Below are 18,820 nucleotides of genomic sequence, written 5' to 3' on the forward strand. Positions count from 1 at the left end.
ATATATTCTATTCTTTTAAATTCCAGACATCTTCAATACTAATTTTAACGGGCCCAATTAATCCTGAAGTTAATAATGGACTCTCTCTTTCGAAAAAACCAACAGTGCAGAAAGTGATCCGGTTTTTACTTGGGCGTTGCGTTTTGTTGACGACCCACTCTGGTACTACTTGCAGATTTCTTCCAATTACAGGGGCAGGTTTAACATAGGGAAAATCACGAATTGGGCCCCAAACACAATCTTCGGGTTCGTATTTATCACCAATAATACGATTGGGCCAAAGATTGGTGACACCTACCTCGAGTAGATTTTCTCCTGATTTACAATAATTGGTTATATCTACAGTAAATGGCTGTTTCCATATAAGAATTACTTTTTTCTGATTTACTGTTATTGAAGCCGTATTTTTAACCATTCCTAAATCCAAAAATACACGCTTATTGTTTTTAAGCTGTTTTGAATTGAGCTGAAATGATTTTTTATAAGATGCGGTTCCAGAAAAAAAGCGAATACCAGAATCAGAATGTAACGGCCAGGAAATCAATTTTTCGAAATTAGCCGATGATGGTGCTCCTCGATTTTCCTCAAAACTAACATTCCAATTGCCGTTCAAAAAAAGAGTTTCAGGCTCATTATTCTGTTTAATAACTGTCGATTTGCTGTTTGTAAAACTTACTTTATAAGATCCTTTTTTATTTAAAATCAATTGATTGTCTGCCGTCAAAGGGAGACTAGTTTTTAATTCTTCTCCATTTAGGGAAATTTCTTTAACAGCATTTGACTGCGCATCACTTTTTTTGCGAAAAACAATAAAACGGGAACCATTGGCTTCTAAATCAACTCTGATTGAAGTTTTATTTTTATCATTTAACCAAATTAGAACATCTTTTATTTTTCCAGTAACAGGATCCCAAAGTTCTGGTATCCTATCTTTTACTCTGAAATTTATTTGGTATGATTTGTCAATTGCTGTAGGATTGGAAATAAAATAATAATCCTCATTTTTGTCGTTTCTATGAATCCAATTCAGCTCTTTTTCATTGTTTAAAAGCTCGACATCTTTTGAAATATTTTCTAATTCTAGTGCTTCCTGCGCAGAATAACCGCTGTAAACTTTGCCTTTGCCAACGTTCAGTACTTTTTTTTCTGATTTTTTTTCTTCAACTGAACCAAACAAACGTTCATTGATGCCTTTTATTTCAAGATTATTTTCTACCGCTTTATTTAGACCGGGACTTCCTGTAAAACCGTTTCCTACAATAACAGCACCTTCAAAAACTAATTTTTCTATTTTACGGGCCAGTTTTGGTTCTAGTTTACAATCATTTGGCAGGATCAGTATTTTGTAAGTCATGCTGTCTGGAAGTACGATTTTATTATCCTTAACGGAGAAACGATTCAATATCTCTTTTTCGTTACAGATATCTCCTTTATAACCTTCCGGAATAAAGGTTTTCTTTTGTCTTTCGAGCTGTAAATAACATAAATCGCTGACAAATAATCCTTTTTGAAGCAGCAGTTGGCATCGCGATACATATTCTATCCATTCCGCAGCTCCGTGTTCCCACCAAGTTTGCGACGGTCCAAATTGTGTTCCCCACCATCCCATTGTCATTCCTGGTTTCACTTGAGGCCAAGGCTGGTGAGCGCTTGCATGTAGTACAAAAAGATTTACTCCTTCGCAAAATGCTTGATCTCCCGTCGCTTTCAAATCGGCCAAATCAGTCTGAAAAGCGTATTGTGGCTGTCCGGTAAAAGCTTCTGCTGCTACAATTTTTTTACCGTTTACATGTGCATTACTGGAAACAGGCAAAAGAGTTTCCCATCCCCAAGTGGCAGGTTTTGTCCAAAATTCGCACATGACCATATCGCCAATACCGCGAATAGCAGTTTCATCAAAATTTTTCTTTCCCGTACCATAAGGCTCGCATAAAAATTCTAAGCCCGGTATTTTATGTATTAATTCCTCCAGATATCCATAATAGTTATCAGCATATAATTCGTTAATCGTACGTTGCATATCATACTTAAAACGTTCGGTACTGTCTTTAGAATCGACTACATAACCTGCTTTAACTAACAGCCACGGAAGTAAATCATAACCTCTTCGGTTTTTAAACTCAGTTGCCATTTTTGGAGTCCAATCCTGAAATCCGGCTTCATAACTATCTATTTCGATTCGTTTGAAAGTTTTTCCTGCATGTTTGCCTGCTAAATCCATTAATTTTTCAGGATATAGCGCCCAAAATTTATCAAGTGCATCCCGGCTCATTTTGTCTACTTCCAATCCCTGTCCTGAAACGGGAGCCGTCATGTTCATTGCACCTGTAGTGGTATGCCCAAATCGAAGTATTTCCCATTGACCATCAGGTAAATTCTTATTTAATCGCCCATCTTTATCAAGACCTTCCGTGATAATTATAATTTTATCTTGAGTTATATTTTTTGCTTCTTTTGGTACCGCAATCAAGCAAATATCTCTGTAAAAATTCCATTTAGATTCTATTGTCGCTTTTGTAATCACACTTCCTTTAGCTGTTTTGCCAGAAATGACTGTCTTGGACCAAATCAGTTTTTGCATAGCGTCTTCAGCTTTTAGGCCTGGAGCGCCGCTTGCTGACCAGCCGGGGCTGTTATGAGTTCCAAAATCTATTCCTAATCTTTCACATTCCTCTAATGAAAATTTCATTAAATCATTCCATTGATCACCCAAAATAGTAATATTAGGATTTGTAATGTCCGCTTCAGATCCGCCTACCAAAAATTGCTGGACATTTTTTATTCCTGCTTTTTTAAACGATTCCAAGTCATAAGTAATTCCTTCTTTGGTCACACAGCCATTCATCCATTGCCATAAAATAAAGGGCGACGGGCCATTTGCATTAGTAAAATCTTGAGCAAGTTTATCCTCATTAATATCGTTGTCCTTCATAATAAATGATGCATTTACTATAAGAATTGCTATTAATAACGTTAAAATCAGTCCCTTTAGATATTGATTTTTCATCTGCTTTACCTGCTACTTTGATTTGTTTTTTATCATTTAAAAATAAAAATTATTGTATCCAAAACCATCAAACTACTTTTGAACATTCACCTCAATTTTGGCAGAAAGCTGTTTTGCCAAAGTGGTTACATAATTGCTGAAATAAGCGGCATCTTTAAAATTTTTATCGGCACTCAGTTCCCAGCCCGCAATCGCATAGTAACTGATTTTTTTATTGTTTTCGATTGTTAATTTAGCCAAATAAGAATCTGTTAACTGACCTGTTTTTGGTGCTTCAATATAACCTTTGTATAATTTTTTCGGAACCAAAATTGCTGTTCCCAAAATCCATTCACGATTGTATGTCAAATAATCATGCTGAATGAAGCAAACCCAATCTCCAGCCTCAACAACCTGAAGCGGATTTTTATTATTCAAATTCGAAATTGCTGCAAGAAAAGTTTCTCCACCTTTAAGTCCACTGATGGAAACAGTGTTTTCATAACCGTACATTCCCGGCCAGATTGATGTTGTTTCCTGAACTTGATAATCGTTTCCAGAAGCTTTCCAGTTTTGGTATTTATAACTTAAAACCGAATTAACCGGACCTTCACTCACAATTTTGAAAGTTGTTTTTTCGACGTTATTCAAAGTGTCGTTTGTCAAAATTCCAAGTCTATTGATTTTATCATTTATCAATAAGGCGTAACCGCCTAAACCAGCAGAATTCCCAACAGGAAAAATATCTCTTCCCCAATCGTACATTACGTGGTAATTATCTTCAACGGCGCCTTTGCTGTTTATACCAACATTTTCTGGTGTAATGGCTGGGATCTTTTTTCCGAAGACGTCCTTTGAATTTCTGCCGTCCAGATAATGTCTGAAACCAACTTTATCATTTTCCCAAGTTGGACCATCCGTCTGATATTTCTGGAAACCTAATTTTTTATGCACCTGATTAGCCATTAAAACCTCCTCAGTCGCTGGCTGAACCGGCAAATCCTTCGCTTCTCTTTTTCCGAATCTTGCACTTGTTTTTATTGGAAATTTAGGATTTTTCAATGACCAGCTTAATGTTGCTGTTTTCTTCTCGTTTGGAGCAAAATCAGTTACCAAGAAAAGTTCATCCCACTTTCCGTCACCGTCCAAATCATTCAGCTGTGCGGGAATTGTATCTTTTTTAGTGATCAGAATAGGAAAACTATTGGCAATATATTTTGCCGAAATTTGACTTCTTTTTATGCTGATTGCTTTTTGAGGCACTGCTAGATTAGAAGTGTTTTTTAACGTGACTTTTTGTGCATTGCAACTTGCTAAAATTGCGGTTGCAAAAGCTATTGACAAATAATATTTTGTTTTCATTTTTTTTCTTTTTGTTTCAGGTTTGAAGTTTCAGGTTTCAGGTTAAAAAACAATCGTTTAATCCAAATGAAAAACTTCTTTTAAGCCAATTGCAACCGGCGAATTGTCTGGGTTTGTTTCCATAATATCGCCCATGTAGGCCCACCATTTTTTTACAATTGGATGATTTGGCAAATAATCGAAGTCAAAATCTGGGCTTATTTTTTGAACTGCAAAAAGGGCTAGTGTTTCTTCATCTAAAAAAATACTGTAATCCTGTATTCCAGTTTCTGAAAGCAAAGCCGATAATTCTGGCCAGATTTCGTCATGTCTTTTTTTGTATTCAGCCTCAAAACCTGGTTTTAATTGCATTTTGAAAGCATTTCGAATTGTATTTTTATTTGCCATTTTTTAGTGTTTTAAATTGATTTGAACCTGCTTGTCTCTGTTGCTGATAATTTCGCCATTTATATATTCTAGTTCTGCTACTTGAATAGAACTTCTTTTTGTTTCATAACTATCAACGCCTTTATTCTCTGGAGTTCTGCCAGGATGTGTGAAATAAAAAATATATGCTTTCCCTTCATTTACAATTACATCAGGATGACCTCCAATTACTTTATCATCTTCACCAGTTCCGGGAGTTTGAAGAATATTTTTTTCTTGGCGATTCCAATTTAAAAAATCTTCTGAAGAATAAACATTTAAACCTCTCCAAGAATCAGAAATCATCCAGTTTTTTCCTTTCCAAACAAAAACTTTTGGGCCTTCACCTCTATCTTTTACAATTTTCGTTCCGCTGTCTGTCCAATTGTACAAATCTTTACTGTCTGCATAATAAATTGATTTACCGTCATTTTCATTATTGTAAAACATTCTCCAGGTTCCGTTAGGCAATTGAAAAACCGAAGCGTCAATACAGCGTTCTGAGGCTAATTTCAATTCTGATTCGAATTTCCAGTCCATTAAATTTGTACTGGTCAAATGAATAATAGAACGCGGATGGTACCAATCGGTGAAAATTCCGGGCACAATTGTCAAATACATATGATATTTATTTTTGTATTTGATGACATCTGGCGCCCAATACGTCACATCTTTTAATTTGTAATTAATGTTGCAAGTATCTTTATACGTCCATTTTGCACCATCTACTGAAGTGGCAATACCAATTTTTGTTCCGTGAACCCAAGTTATTCCTTTTGCAGTTGAATCTTTAGCACGGCGATTGGTATAAAACATAAACCATTTTTTCTCTTTTTCATTCCAAATAATTGTTGGATCAGCGGCTCCATCATAAATCGGATCACGAAATAATGGTTTTGGCGCAATATGTTTTTTATCTTTTTGATTGTCTTTTTGTGCTGTCATTGTTACGCTGAACAATGAAGCGATTAGGATTAAAAAAAGATATTTTGGTTTAATTTTCATTTGATTTTTTTGTCGTTATTTTTTCTCTCGCAGAGTCTGCAGATTAGCAGATTTTTTATTTTTATCAGTTTTATCATTTATGGCAAACTATAACTAATTTTTCTTTTCATTTTCTGTTACCCAATCATCAGTTCTAAAAGGCGACGCCGGCAAATTTTCAGTATTAAATAAATTTGGTTCCGGAACCGCTTTCCATGCAAAACGAACGGCAACAGGTTCTTTTACATTTGGCGAAGAAACTATAATTGTTTTTTTATCAATTTTAGCCGTTGCCGGATAAAAAACTTTATCGGTTCCTGCGATTTCAAATTCTTTTAAATCTTCATTGCTCTTTTTAAATCCGTTAGGAACATCATCAAAAAATAACTGTATGCGCTGTTTTTTGATTTCCATATGATTATATACCGGACCTGAATATACTAATTTACCTTCTCCGTAAGTTTTTGCTTTTGCAATTAGAGCCAAACGATAACCAACAGTCTGTTTGTCAATTGGGTGAATATTTGTAGCATTTCCAACATCGGTTGTAACTACTATTCCGCTGTTTGGAATTACTTTTGAGGCTATTAACTGCGCTTCTCTAATATCCGGATTTTGTCCTTTGTGTGGTGCAATCTGAACAAAATAAAACGGAAAATCACCTTGATTCCACTCACTTCTCCAACTTTTTACCATCGCTGGAAAAAGGCTTCTATACAAAAAAGCTTTTTCTGCATTGCTTTCACCTTGATACCAAATTACCCCTTTCATCGTATAATTAATTACTGGATGAAGCATTGCATTGTATAAAACATACGAGGTTTTATTTTCCTCTTTCTTAGGTTTTTTCAATTCGGTTTTAGAAATATCATTGTTATTTCCTAACCTTTCTTTTTTCAAATCAGCATAATATGTTTCTAATTTTTCCTGAAACAATTTTTCGTTTTTTGCATCTTGTTCCAAAATTGGCAGAAAATCCGGATTGCTTTCTAAAACCGCTTGCGATGTCCAAGCTTCGGCTTTTGTTCCGCCCCAAGAAGTTGAAATCAATCCGATTGGAACTTTTAAATTTTGGCATAAATCTCTTCCAAAGAAATAAGCAACAGCGGAAAAAGATTTAATAGTTGAAGGAGAACAAACATTCCAATTTCCTGTAACATCATCTAAAGGCTTTTGAGAAGCTTTTGTCTGTACAGTAAATAATCGGAGTGAAGGGAAATTTGCATCCTGAATCTCTTCTTCATAATTTTTTACTCCCGTTTTCCAAGTTCCTTCTTCCTTTCCAACAGGGAAATACATATTCGATTGTCCGGAACATATCCAGACTTCACCAATCAAAATATTTTTAAGAATAATTTTATTTGAAGCTTCGATAACAATATCATATTGCTTTTCGGTTCCGTTTGGGGTATTGACTGCCGTTTTCCAAGTTCCATCAGTATTTGCAATAATGTCAACGGGATTATTCTGCCAGCCTAATTGGATTTTTATTTTTTCATTTGGAGACGCCCATCCCCATAGATTCACTTTGGAATTTTGCTGCAAAACCATATTATCACCAACCAAAGCAGGCAGTTTTACCTGAGCAATGACCGTTAGTTTTAATCCTAAAACAATGAATATTAACAGCAATTTCTTTAAATAAATCATTCGGAATATAATTTTAATACTAAAACTTTAAAGATAAAGCACTAAAACGATATCGGTATCCTGTGCTTCCCTGTTTTACTGAAGAATTGTAAAAACCAAAAAAGGCAGCAACCTTAAGTTACTGCCTTCGTAAAATCAAAACCACTTAATTTTACCATTACCATATTAACGAAAACCAATATCCTTAAAATGATGATCAAATCTAATTATTAAATAACTGATAACTATCCTGTTGTACCCTGCTATATAATAAAAAAAACCGCCTCAAAAAATGAGGCGGTTCCTAACATAAAAAACCAAAAAATAAGTTTGATATTAATAACCTGGATTCTGCATAGCATCTTTTTCTGCTGCAGTCAAAGGTCTTCCGCTTGCGTAAACTCCATCAAGGAAAGTCTGAGGAAGTGGACGCAGATTATGATATTCTTGAATATTTGCATTTGCCTCAATATTATAAGCTTTCGCTCTGGCAACTAATGTTTTAGTACGGCTTAAATCTTCCCAGCGAAGAAATTCTCCACATAATTCTCTCGTACGTTCATTAAGCACCAAACAAAGCATTCTGTCATAATCAGTTGCGTAACCTAATTTTGCAATTACGGCCATGTCTTCTGCTGGCAATGCATTAACACTGCTTATTGTCAAACTTGTTGCTGTAGTTGAAACTGCAATATTATTTGACTCATAATACGAATTTTCAGGAATATAAGAAATTGGAATTCCCGCTTGTCCTGTAGTTGTATATGCAGCTGAACCATCAGCATAAGCAGCGCGGTTTTCACCCGCTTTATAAGCTGCACGAGTACGAACAGTATTAATGTAAGGCAATGCATCTGCAAATGTAGCACCTCCAGCTTTTGCCAGACGAATTTTAGCTTCTGCAGCCATTAAATATGTTTCGCCAGAACGCGCCAATGTAATATCACGAGATCCTTTTATATTACTCAAATCGATTCGGTTTCCATCCATATATTTGCTTAAAGAAGGAAATCTTACATCGGCCATTAGACCAACTTTATCTGCCGCATACGCCACATACACACTTGGAATTGTTTTTCCTGTTTTTGGATAAATTATGGCATCTGTATTTTTAGTTTTTGCAAAGCGTGTATCTGTAGCTGCATTTACAATATACATAATTCCTAAATCTCCATTTTTATAAACAGCACCTGACGCATTATTGACAATACTTTTTGTCTGGAAACTTTTCCAGAAACGAGAATCGTTAACATGATCAAAAGCATCATATACAAAATAAGTTGGCGCCAAACGGCTAAAAGGTCTTCCGCCGGCAAGGTTACGCTTCATTTGGGGCAATTGGTCGTAAGTAGAAAGAAAATACAAATGCTGTTGATTTCCTCCCGTTGTTAATGGACTTGCATTGAATTGTGCTGACAAAATTAACTCCGGAAGTTTTTCATTAGCACCGTCAGCAGTTGTATATGACCATAAATTATCATAATTAGCTGCTAATGGGTGACGCGAAATTACCTCATCAGATAAAGTAACAACCTGCTGTAAATCGGCTGTTTTTGTCGCTGCATTCCAAGCGTCATTAATTTCACTTGCACGAGTTAAATATGCTTTTGCTAAATAATGCGCTGCCGCATCTTTAGTGATTTTTGCAGGAGCACCCGCATTTCCTAACAAGTTATAAGCCTGAGTAAAATCAGCAATTACCTGATTTAAAACTTCCTGTGGTGATGCTCTTGTGAATTCTAATTCAACTGTAGAGCTTGTTTTTAATTTTAAAGGAACAGCGCCATACTGACTTACTAAATGCAGATAACTAAAAGCTCTTAAAAAGTAACCTTCGCCTAGAGCTGTTTTCTTGATGGCATCATTTGTTGAAACAATATCTGTTGCCGATTCAATTAACTGATTTGCATTCCCAATTCCGATATACAAATTATCCCAATGTGTATTTGCAGCAACAGTATTCGCATTAGAAACTGTTACAAAAGCATTAAAACCAGAAGAATAAGAGTTCCAAATCCAGTTTGAAGGGTCACCTCCAGCGTGAAATTCATCGGTTCCAGATTCTGTTGCTGTAAGCGGTACTTCTCCCTGAAATTCTGCAGCAAATACTTGATAATAAGTTCCTACTGCCAAAGCCTGAATTCCAGCTTCGGTTTTATAATAATCTGAACTGTAAGCCGTTGTCAACTCTTCGTCAAGAAAATCTTTGCTGCAAGAACTTCCTAAAGTCAGTGCTGCAACAAGCATTAAGTTGATATATAGTTTTTTATAATTTTTCATAATGATGTTTTTTAATTATTTAGAATTCTACATTTAACCCTAAAGTTATACCTCTGTTTGACGCCGTTGTCTGCGTATCCAAATCAGTCCATTTTACTTTTGTGAAAATCATGCCTGGGTTTGTTGCCTGGCAGTATAATCTCAATTTAGAAAGTCCAAGGCTCTGCACTAATTCTTTATCGAAATGATATCCTAGAGAAATATTTCGCATTTTCAAAAATGAACCATTACGATATCCTAAAATTGGGTAATAAGGATCTCCCGTACCTGCTGAATAAATTGGTTTTTGATATTCTGCATTTGTATTATTATCTGTATAATAATCAATTGATCTCTGGCTTCCTTTTGCTCCTTCATTTTCACCTAAAGTATCATATAAATAGCCCATACGTCCATATACAAAGAATGATAATTCAAAGTTTTTGTAGCTAAAAGTATTCGTCATCCCCAAAATATATTTTGGATCTTTTGAACCAATAATAACACGGTCATTATTAGCATCTATTTTATAATCCCCATTTTGATCTACTGGTCTTGCATTACCAAAAGAGAAAATATTTGAACCTGCTGCGGTATTAAATTTTGCCATTTCGGCTGCATCTTCAGGTTTCCAAATTCCATTTGATTCGAAGCCATAAATTACGTTTTGAGAATCTCCAATAAATAAATTATTATTGATATCATCAAATGTACCATTTTGAAGCGATACAATTTTATTTTGCTGATAAGAAGCACTAATATTCGTTGTCCACTCAAAATCCTTAGTTGTAACGTTTACAGTTGACAAAGTAAGTTCAACACCTTTTCCTTCTGTTTCTCCAACGTTTTGGTAGGTATCTTTAACTCCAATAACCGTTGGCACACTGCTTTTTAATAACAAATCAGTTGTTCTGCTTGTAAAATAATCCAAAGCACCTGAAACTCTGTTGCCAAACAATGCGAAATCAATACCATAGTTAAACTGAGCAGTTTGCTCCCAGCCTAAATCAACATTTCCTAAAGACGTATTGTTAACCACACCAGATCCGTTAGGATATACGATACCAATTAATGGAGGCTGTGTTGCATATGCAGGAACAGCAGCATTTCCGGTAACACCATAACCAACTCTCATTTTTAATTGGTTGATCCAAGAAACATTTTCCAAGAATTTTTCTTTGTTGATAACCCACGCAGCCGAAGCACTTGGGAAAAATGCCCATCTGTTTTCTGCCGCCAATTGTGAAGCCCCATCAAAACGTCCAGAAGCAGTAAACAAATATTTATCTGAATACGAATAATTTACCCTTCCCATATAAGACAATAAACCTGTATCAGTCAAACCAGAAGAATATCCAGCAAGTGTAACATTCGCAGGATTTAAAGCATTCCATTTGTTTTCAGGGTTTTTAATATCATTTGCAGACATTGAACTGTTCTCATTATGATATTCTGTCTGGCTCATTAATAATGTTCCGCCAAAACTGTGATTTCCAAATGTTTTGTTGTAGAAAATCAAGTTATCTAAAGTATATGAAATTGATTTTTCGTTTGTAAGCGAAGCAAAACTAGTTCCAGAACGAATCGCTGACTTACCATCTAAATAAACTCCATCACGATAAGAGGTAAGATCTGGACCAAAATTAATACGGTATTTTAATCCGTCAAGTTTTGAAGAAATCGCACCTAAATCAAACTGAGCATACAAACTACCAAAAGCACGTAATGTTACACGCTGATCCTGAGATAATTTATATTCATCAACAGGCGTTCTGATCGTTGAATCTCCACCTGGGTTATCAATTCTGTTTCCGTTGCTGTCATAAGGAACTGCGTAAGGAAGGTTTGTACGGGCTGTTGCATAAATTCCTGTTGAACTGGTAACTGCGGTTCTTCCCACGTTTGATTGTCCGTATTCATTAACACCATAACTAGTATTAAGGCTCACACCCATTGAAAACCATTTAGTTGGAGTAATATCAACATTTGCAGTACCACTGTAACGCACATAGCTTTGTCCAAATAAAGTTCCAGTATTGTCTAAATACCCAAAAGAACCATACGCCTTCATTTTTTCAGTTCCACCGCTTACGCCAATTGTATGTTGTTGCGTAATTCCGGTACGAGTTACAAATTTTGTCCAATCTGTAGTAGCCACTTTAGAACCATCCCAAGTTGCAGTAAGATTACCATTTGCATCTCTCCATCCTTTTTCAACATTTGCCCAAGCAGAAGGATCTGCAGAAGCTAAGAAAATCAATTTATCATTTTCGATATTTGGCGCATCTCCTTTAGGAAAAGCAGATGGATTAGAGTAATATCTTCCCCAACGACGAAATTCAATATATTCTCCTGCCGTCATCATTGGTGCATTTTCATGAATCGTTTCCGTCATTATCGACGTATCATAGTTTAAAGTAAATTTTCCGTTTTTACCTTTTTTGGTTGTTACAATGATAACCCCATTTGCTCCACGAGAACCATAAATAGCAGTTGCAGAAGCATCTTTTAAAACGTCGATTGTTTCAATATCAGTTGGATTTAAGAAGTCGATACCTCCTGAATTAGCATCAACGCTAATTCTGCCTGTAGTAGGATCAGTCACCAATCTTGAATTTAAAGGAATACCATCAACTACATAAAGCGGTGCATTTGAAGCAGAAATAGAACGAGCTCCACGAATGGTAATACTTCCCACACTTCCTGGGCGCTCATTTGAAGAAACATCTACACCCGCAGCTTTTCCTTGCATGGCTTGCACCGCATTTACAACTGGTCTAGATGCAATTTCTTCGGCATTCACACTTACAATTGAACCCGTAAGATCCTTTTTCTTTTTTACACCGTAACCTACAACGACTACCTCTTCAAGAGAATTATCATCTTCTTTAAGTACGACATTGTAAACAGCTGCCGGGCCTACTGTAATTTCTTGTTTTTTAAAGCCGATAAAACTGTAAACAAGTACATTTCCAGTAGCAGCGTTAATAGAGTAACTACCATCCAGATCTGTACTTACTCCATTCTGGCTTCCTTTGATGAGTACATTGACACCCGGAATTGGCAATCCTGCAGCATCTTTAATAGTACCTTTGACTACTTTGTTCTGTGCGTAACCAGATGCATGGAATAATGCAATCATGGCTATCAGCAACAGCACATTCAATTTGTTTTTCATAAAAGTTAAATTTGGTTAATTAATTAGTTACTCAAATTTATTTAGAAGTTAATTTCGTACTGTCCTGTAGTGTCCTGTAAAGTAATTTAGTATTATTCTATCTTACAGAGTTTTACAAGTTCAATTTAAGATTTTTTTAACCATAAAATCCTTCAAAGCATTGATTTTCAAAGGGAATTAATGGAGAAACTTCTAAATACGAATATGCGAATTAAACAATATTTTTTTTTCACATACCATAATTTTATTCAAAAATTTTTATCGAATATAAAACAAATATCTGAAAATTATGACAATTCGAATTAAAAAATGTAATCGATTGCATTTTTATTTTACAAAAATAAGCTGACACGCACTTTTTACTACTATCATTTCGATTGTTTTGTGCTGAAAACAAAAAAAAACCGTCTCAAAAATGAGACGGTTTTCAAAAACAAAAATTAAAAAAAGTTTAGTAACCTGGATTTTGCCAAGCTGCTTTTTGTGCTGGCGATAAATTAGAACCATCATCATTCAACAATCCATCAATGAATGTTTGAGGAATTGGGCGAAGTTCGTGTTTACCAACTTTAATATTTGTAGCTGCTTCAGCATTAAACGCTTTTGCACGTTTAATAAGCATTCCAGTACGAGAAAGTGTTTCCCAACGTTGCCATTCTCCTAAAAGCTCACGAGTAGACTCGTTAAGAATAAAGTTGATTGCACGTTCTTTATCAGATGAAGCTCCAACTTTAGCTATAACCGCTTCGTCTTCAGCTGGTAAATTATTAGGAAAAGAAGTCAATCTTAAATCTGAAGCTGCAGTTGTAACCGCAATTGTTGGATTAGACAAATAATACGTATTCATATCTAAGTTAGAAGCCGTAAAAGCTGTAGCCGAAGTTCCTGTATTTAAAGGATTAACTTTAAATGCCTGTGAACCATCATTATAGTATGATCTATTTTCTCCCGCCTTCCATTGTGCTCTCGCTCTAACTACGTTAATATCCTGCATTGCATTTCCATATTGACTAAGACGAGAATAACATTCCGCGCGTATCAAATAAGTCTCACCTAAACGAGCCATAATTACATCACGGTGTGAATCACCTCTTTCAGCAGTACGAGATCCACAATCTGTTTTATTAATACCCGCAAAGAAGTTACAAATTGGCTGATTTTTGAAAGTTGGAGCAACATAAGTTCCGTTTTGATATAACACTAAAGAATTTGGCACATATTGTCCTTTTTTAACTGCTAAAGTTCCAGAAGTAGGAGTTTGTCTTGCACCTGTATTCCATTCTGGCAAACGTCCAGCTGCATCTGTCCAAGTTGGAGCTTGAACACTAGCACCAAATTTAGCACCGTTATACGTATTGTCGTTTTTAGTATTTAAAATCATTACAATTCCTGGATCTCCCACTTTTACTCCTGAAGGATTTGGCGCAATTACAGTATTAGCACCATAAACAGTTCTAAAAGTTTTCCACATACGAGCATCGTTTACGTGATCAAACACTCCATAAGTGTACTCTGTTGGACGGCAACGCTGAAAGTCCATACTTCCAATCCAAACACCACGTCTTACCCATCCACCTGAATAACTAGAAAATTGAGAAGCAAAATAGTTGTACGTACGGTTTCCGAAACGACCTACTGTTGCAGCGTCACCATTATGACCAGCCGCCATTAAGATTTCGTTCAATTGCTCATTTGGACAGTCAATTCCAGTCCAATTTGCATAAAGATCGCTATAGTTAGGGGTTAATGGACCACGAGCTGTAATTGCATAAGAACAAGCATCAATAGCCTCCTTCAAATCTGCATCTTTGTATTTTGCATTCCAAGTATCATTACGCTCTGAAGCACGGAATAATAATGCTTTTGCTAAAAAGTGAGCTGCAGTTGCTTTTGTCCAAGTAACTCCTTTTCCATAAGTAAAAACTTCACCTTCAAAAAGACTGTAAGCTTGACGGAAATCAGATACAACCTGTTCCCAACATTGCTCCTCTGTAGCACGCTGATAGTTACGAACAACTCCTTCAATAGGCTTAGTTTGAAGAACAACGCCTCCATATTGCGCAACTAGTTTATAATAATTAAATCCTCTTAAAAAATAAGCATGTGCTAAGCAACGATTTCTGATTTTTAAATCTGGAATTACATTTTCAGCTTTAGCGATAATAGTATTAGCAGATGCAATACCATAGTACATTTCATCCCAAACGGCATTCGGATTAGTTGCATTTCCATTTGCAGCTCCAGTTGCAGTTGATGCACCTACTGGGCCAAAACGGTTATCATAGGTATTCCACATTTCATTAGTAAGGTCGTTTGCATTGGTAAACTCATCAGTACCATACAGTGTAGTTCCATAAGACCATTCAAAACCAAAATGCCAACGAATATTACCATAAAGAGATGCTGTTAATGCCTGAAGACCTTCAGGTGTATCAAAATAAGCTGTGGAATACGCATTTGTTTGTTCTTCGTCTAGAAAGTCTTCCGAACACGAAGTAAAAAATACCCCCGTCAATAATAAAAGACCGATTCCTATATTTTTTATATTATTCATTTTTTTACTTTTATTGTTATACTTCAATTCGCCTTAATTTATTAAAAACCAACTTCAACACCCATAACAAAACTGCGATTGAAATAAGTTTTTTCAGTATCAAAATCATACCAATCTAAAGACTGATAAATACTTCCTGGATTTACAGCTTGAACATAAAATTTCATGTTTGCCAATCCAACTTTATTTGCAACATCTTTAGATAAATTATAACCCAAAGAAATATTACGAATTTTCACGAAAGAAGCTTTTTGGAAACCAAGAAGTCCAGAAAAAGGATCTGCTGAACCTGAAGTTGCTTGACCTAAAATTGGTTTTTGAAATTCAGCATCCGTATTATCCGGAGTCCAGTAATCAGTTTCACGTTGATTAGCATGAGCTGTCAAAGCTTCACCTCCTAAAGAAGCAGTATATCCTGTACGACCATAAAGATTTATTCCTAAATCAAATCCTTTATAGGTAAAATTGTTATTCCATCCCATTGTCCAGTTAGGATTACTGTTGCCTATAACTGTACGATCTGTACCATCCATTCTATAATCACCATTTTGATCTTTAGGTCTTACGTTACCTGGTGTAAATTTATATCCGTTAGCATTCCATTTAGCCATCTCAGCAAGATCTTCTGGAGTGTTTTGCCATAAACCTTCAGTATCGTAACCATAACGAACAGCGATAGATTCTCCAATAAACCATGAATTACCTACCATATCCTGTTTACCATTTGCTAATCCAACAATTTGATCTTTTTGCCATGCACCATTTAAATTAGTTTCCCATGTAAATCCGCTAGCAGTTTGAATTGGAATAAGATTAAGCGTTACCTCAACCCCGTGATTTTTTGTCTCACCAATATTTGAAACAATATAAGGATAACCAGATACTGGCGGTATATCTACTCTTAACAATAAGTCATTTGTATTGGATTTATAAGCATCTATCGTACCACTAATTCTGTTGTTCAAGAAACTAAAATCAACACCAAGATTGTATTGTGTCGTTTTTTCCCAACCTAAGCTTTTATTAGGCATTCCAGCCTGACTGTCGGTATAATAAGGCTCATTTGTTGTAAAACCTATTACATTACTCATTCCATTAAAAGGAAGGAATATTTGACTAATATTTCCTAGTGTTCCATAAGGATTAACTGAAGAGTTACCTGAAGTACCAACACCTAAACGAAGTTTTAGATTTTTAACCCAATCAACATTTTTCAAGAATTCTTCATTGTTGATACGCCACGCTAATGCTGCAGAAGGGAAAAAGTCCCATTTATGTCCTTCAGATAATTGCGTAACTCCATCCCAACGTCCTGAAACCGTTAATAAATAACGATTATCATAACCATAATTTGCACGAGCCATATAAGAACTAATAGCACGTTCTGTAAGACCTGAACTCATACGTGCATTATTAGACGCATTCGTAGCATCTACTGAACCCATTGCATTCCATAAAAACGAAGGTTTAGGAATATTATTAGCACTCATAGCAGAATTTTCAATATTCCAAGATGATGCAGTTTGCAATAAAGTTACACCAACTTTATGCTTAGCAGCAAAGGTACGATCGTAATTAATTATATTATCAACAGTCCACGAAAAATCACGACGGTTTTGAAGACGAGCATAATTAACACCTGCACTACCGTTTGAATTAACTTTTAGAGATGATGTTCCATCAATATAAACACCTTCTCTCCAATGACGAAAATCTGGTCCAAAATTTAATTTATATGTAAGTCCTTCTAATGATTTAGACATTTTACCAAAATCTAAATTAGCAGAAAAATTAGCTAAAACACGCATTGTTTGCGATTGTTGTGTACTCTTATTCCACTCATCCATAATAGTATAAACACCTGACTCACCACCCGGATTGATAATCAAATTACCGTTTGCATCATAAGGAACAGCAATATTATAAATTTGTTTAGCCGAACCATAAATTGCATCTGGCGATGTACCGCTTCTTGCACTTAAAGTTGACATACCATAATCTTGCTCACTCCATGAAACATTAAAAGAAGCAGTCATTTTAAACCAATCAACTGGTGTAATATTTGAAGTCAGTTTTGCTGTATAACGCTTGTACCATTGTCCTTTTTGAGTACCCTGATTATCTAAATAACCAACAGAACCATAAGTATTTACTTTTTCAGAACCACCACTAGCACTAATAACATGCTCCGTGCTAACTCCTCCTTGAGTTACATAATCTGTCCAGTCTGTATTGGTTACTTTAGAAGCATCAAATGTACCGCTTGACCAACCTTTTAATACATTATCTCTCGATGTTTGACCATCTAATGCACTGTCAAAAATCAATTTATCATTTGCAAGAGTCGGTGTAGCAGGATTAGCATATTTAGTTGGATCAAGATTGTATGCTGCCCAACGTCTGAAAGTAATAAAATCAGATGCACTCATTGATGGAGATCTGTCAACAATTTCAGAAGTAGTAACTGTACCAGCATAATTTAAAGTAAATCTGCCTGCTTTTCCTTGTTTAGTTGTTACAATGATAACTCCATTTGCACCACGAGATCCGTAGATCGCTGTTGCCGAAGCATCTTTAAGAATATCCATCGATTCAATATCTCTTGGATTTAACGTTTCAATTGCAGACGCAGACATTAATGGCACACCATCTACAACATACAAAGGATCATTACTTGCTGTTAAAGAGCGATTACCACGAATACGTACGGTACCAAGAGATCCTGGGCGTTCGTTTGTTGTGATATCTACTCCGGCAATTTTACCCTGTAGTGCTTCAGTTGCACTTGAAACAGGTCTGTTCATTAATTGCTGTGCATTTATACTTGAAACTGATCCAGTAACGTCCGATTTCTTCGCAGTTCCATAACCAACAACAACAATTTCATTAAGTTGAGAAACTTCTTCAACAAGCTTAACATTAATTTCTGAAGAAGTGCCAACAGTTTTTTCAACAGTTTTTGAACCCGTAGACGAGAAAACTAATACTTGTCCTGGATTTGCACTGATAGAGTATCTACCATCAAAATCAGTACTTGTTCCCTGTTTTGTTCCTTTAACAAGTACATTTGCTCCTGGTATAGGCAGTCCTGCCGCATCAGTGATTGTACCTTTAACCACTTTGTTCTGCGCATAACCTGCTGTCTGCAACAGCGCAAACATGACCAAAATCAGCAAAAGACTAAATTTGTTTTTCATAAAAGTTAAATTTGGTTAATTAATTAGTTTATCCAAATTTATTTAGAACAAGGGGGCACAGCATCCTGTAGTATCCTGTTAACATTCAGGTTCTTATAAAAAAAATTATGTTTTTTTTAACTCAAAAACGCCTCAACTGCCTGATTTACAAGGCTGAATAAGTGTGTAATCTACAAATATATTATCTGAAATTTTCTTCAATATTTTTTTTGCATTTGATAGTAATTTAAAGTCAAAAATGCGAATTGAGAAAAAAATACCACAAA

Annotated in this window: 9 protein-coding genes; all 9 read right to left on the reverse strand. The window is 35.6% G+C overall.

The genetic code is table 11. The features are described 5' to 3' along the window. Positions 1-7: 7 nt before the first annotated feature. Entirely contained in the window at positions 8-3,007 is a 3,000-nt protein-coding gene (locus EV145_RS14910) for a glycosyl hydrolase (protein ID WP_133525997.1), read from the reverse strand. A 72-nt stretch (positions 3,008-3,079) separates the two neighbouring features. Next, complete coding sequence (locus EV145_RS14915; RefSeq protein ID WP_133525998.1) at positions 3,080-4,348, reverse strand: DUF4861 domain-containing protein; 1,269 nt, start codon at positions 4,346-4,348, stop codon at positions 3,080-3,082. A 57-nt stretch (positions 4,349-4,405) separates the two neighbouring features. Further along, positions 4,406-4,735 carry an L-rhamnose mutarotase gene (gene rhaM / locus EV145_RS14920; RefSeq protein WP_133525999.1) on the reverse strand — a complete coding sequence of 110 codons (330 nt, stop codon included), beginning with the start codon at positions 4,733-4,735 and terminating at the stop codon, positions 4,406-4,408. Between the two features lie 3 nt (positions 4,736-4,738). Beyond that, positions 4,739-5,758: a family 43 glycosylhydrolase gene (locus EV145_RS14925; protein ID WP_133526000.1), complete on the reverse strand. Its 1,020-nt coding sequence runs from the start codon at positions 5,756-5,758 to the stop codon at positions 4,739-4,741. A 93-nt stretch (positions 5,759-5,851) separates the two neighbouring features. Further along, positions 5,852-7,387 (reverse strand): sialate O-acetylesterase, encoded by a 1,536-nt coding sequence (locus tag EV145_RS14930; protein ID WP_133526001.1) that lies wholly within the window; start codon positions 7,385-7,387, stop codon positions 5,852-5,854. A 315-nt stretch (positions 7,388-7,702) separates the two neighbouring features. After that, positions 7,703-9,646, reverse strand: coding sequence for a RagB/SusD family nutrient uptake outer membrane protein (locus tag EV145_RS14935; protein ID WP_133526002.1), 1,944 nt, complete (start codon positions 9,644-9,646; stop codon positions 7,703-7,705). A gap of 19 nt (positions 9,647-9,665) precedes the next feature. Next, on the reverse strand, positions 9,666-12,803 hold the full coding sequence (locus EV145_RS14940) for a SusC/RagA family TonB-linked outer membrane protein (RefSeq protein ID WP_133526003.1): 3,138 nt from the start codon (positions 12,801-12,803) through the stop codon (positions 9,666-9,668). A gap of 451 nt (positions 12,804-13,254) precedes the next feature. Further along, a complete protein-coding gene (locus tag EV145_RS14945; RefSeq protein WP_133526004.1) occupies positions 13,255-15,357 on the reverse strand; it encodes a RagB/SusD family nutrient uptake outer membrane protein in 2,103 nt (700 codons plus the stop codon). Positions 15,358-15,398: 41 nt separating this feature from the next. Further along, positions 15,399-18,554, reverse strand: a complete 3,156-nt coding sequence (locus EV145_RS14950) for a SusC/RagA family TonB-linked outer membrane protein (protein WP_133526005.1) — start codon at positions 18,552-18,554, stop codon at positions 15,399-15,401. Positions 18,555-18,820 lie beyond the last annotated feature (266 nt).

This window comes from Flavobacterium sp. 245 (assembly GCF_004362055.1).
Lineage (GTDB): Bacteria > Bacteroidota > Bacteroidia > Flavobacteriales > Flavobacteriaceae > Flavobacterium.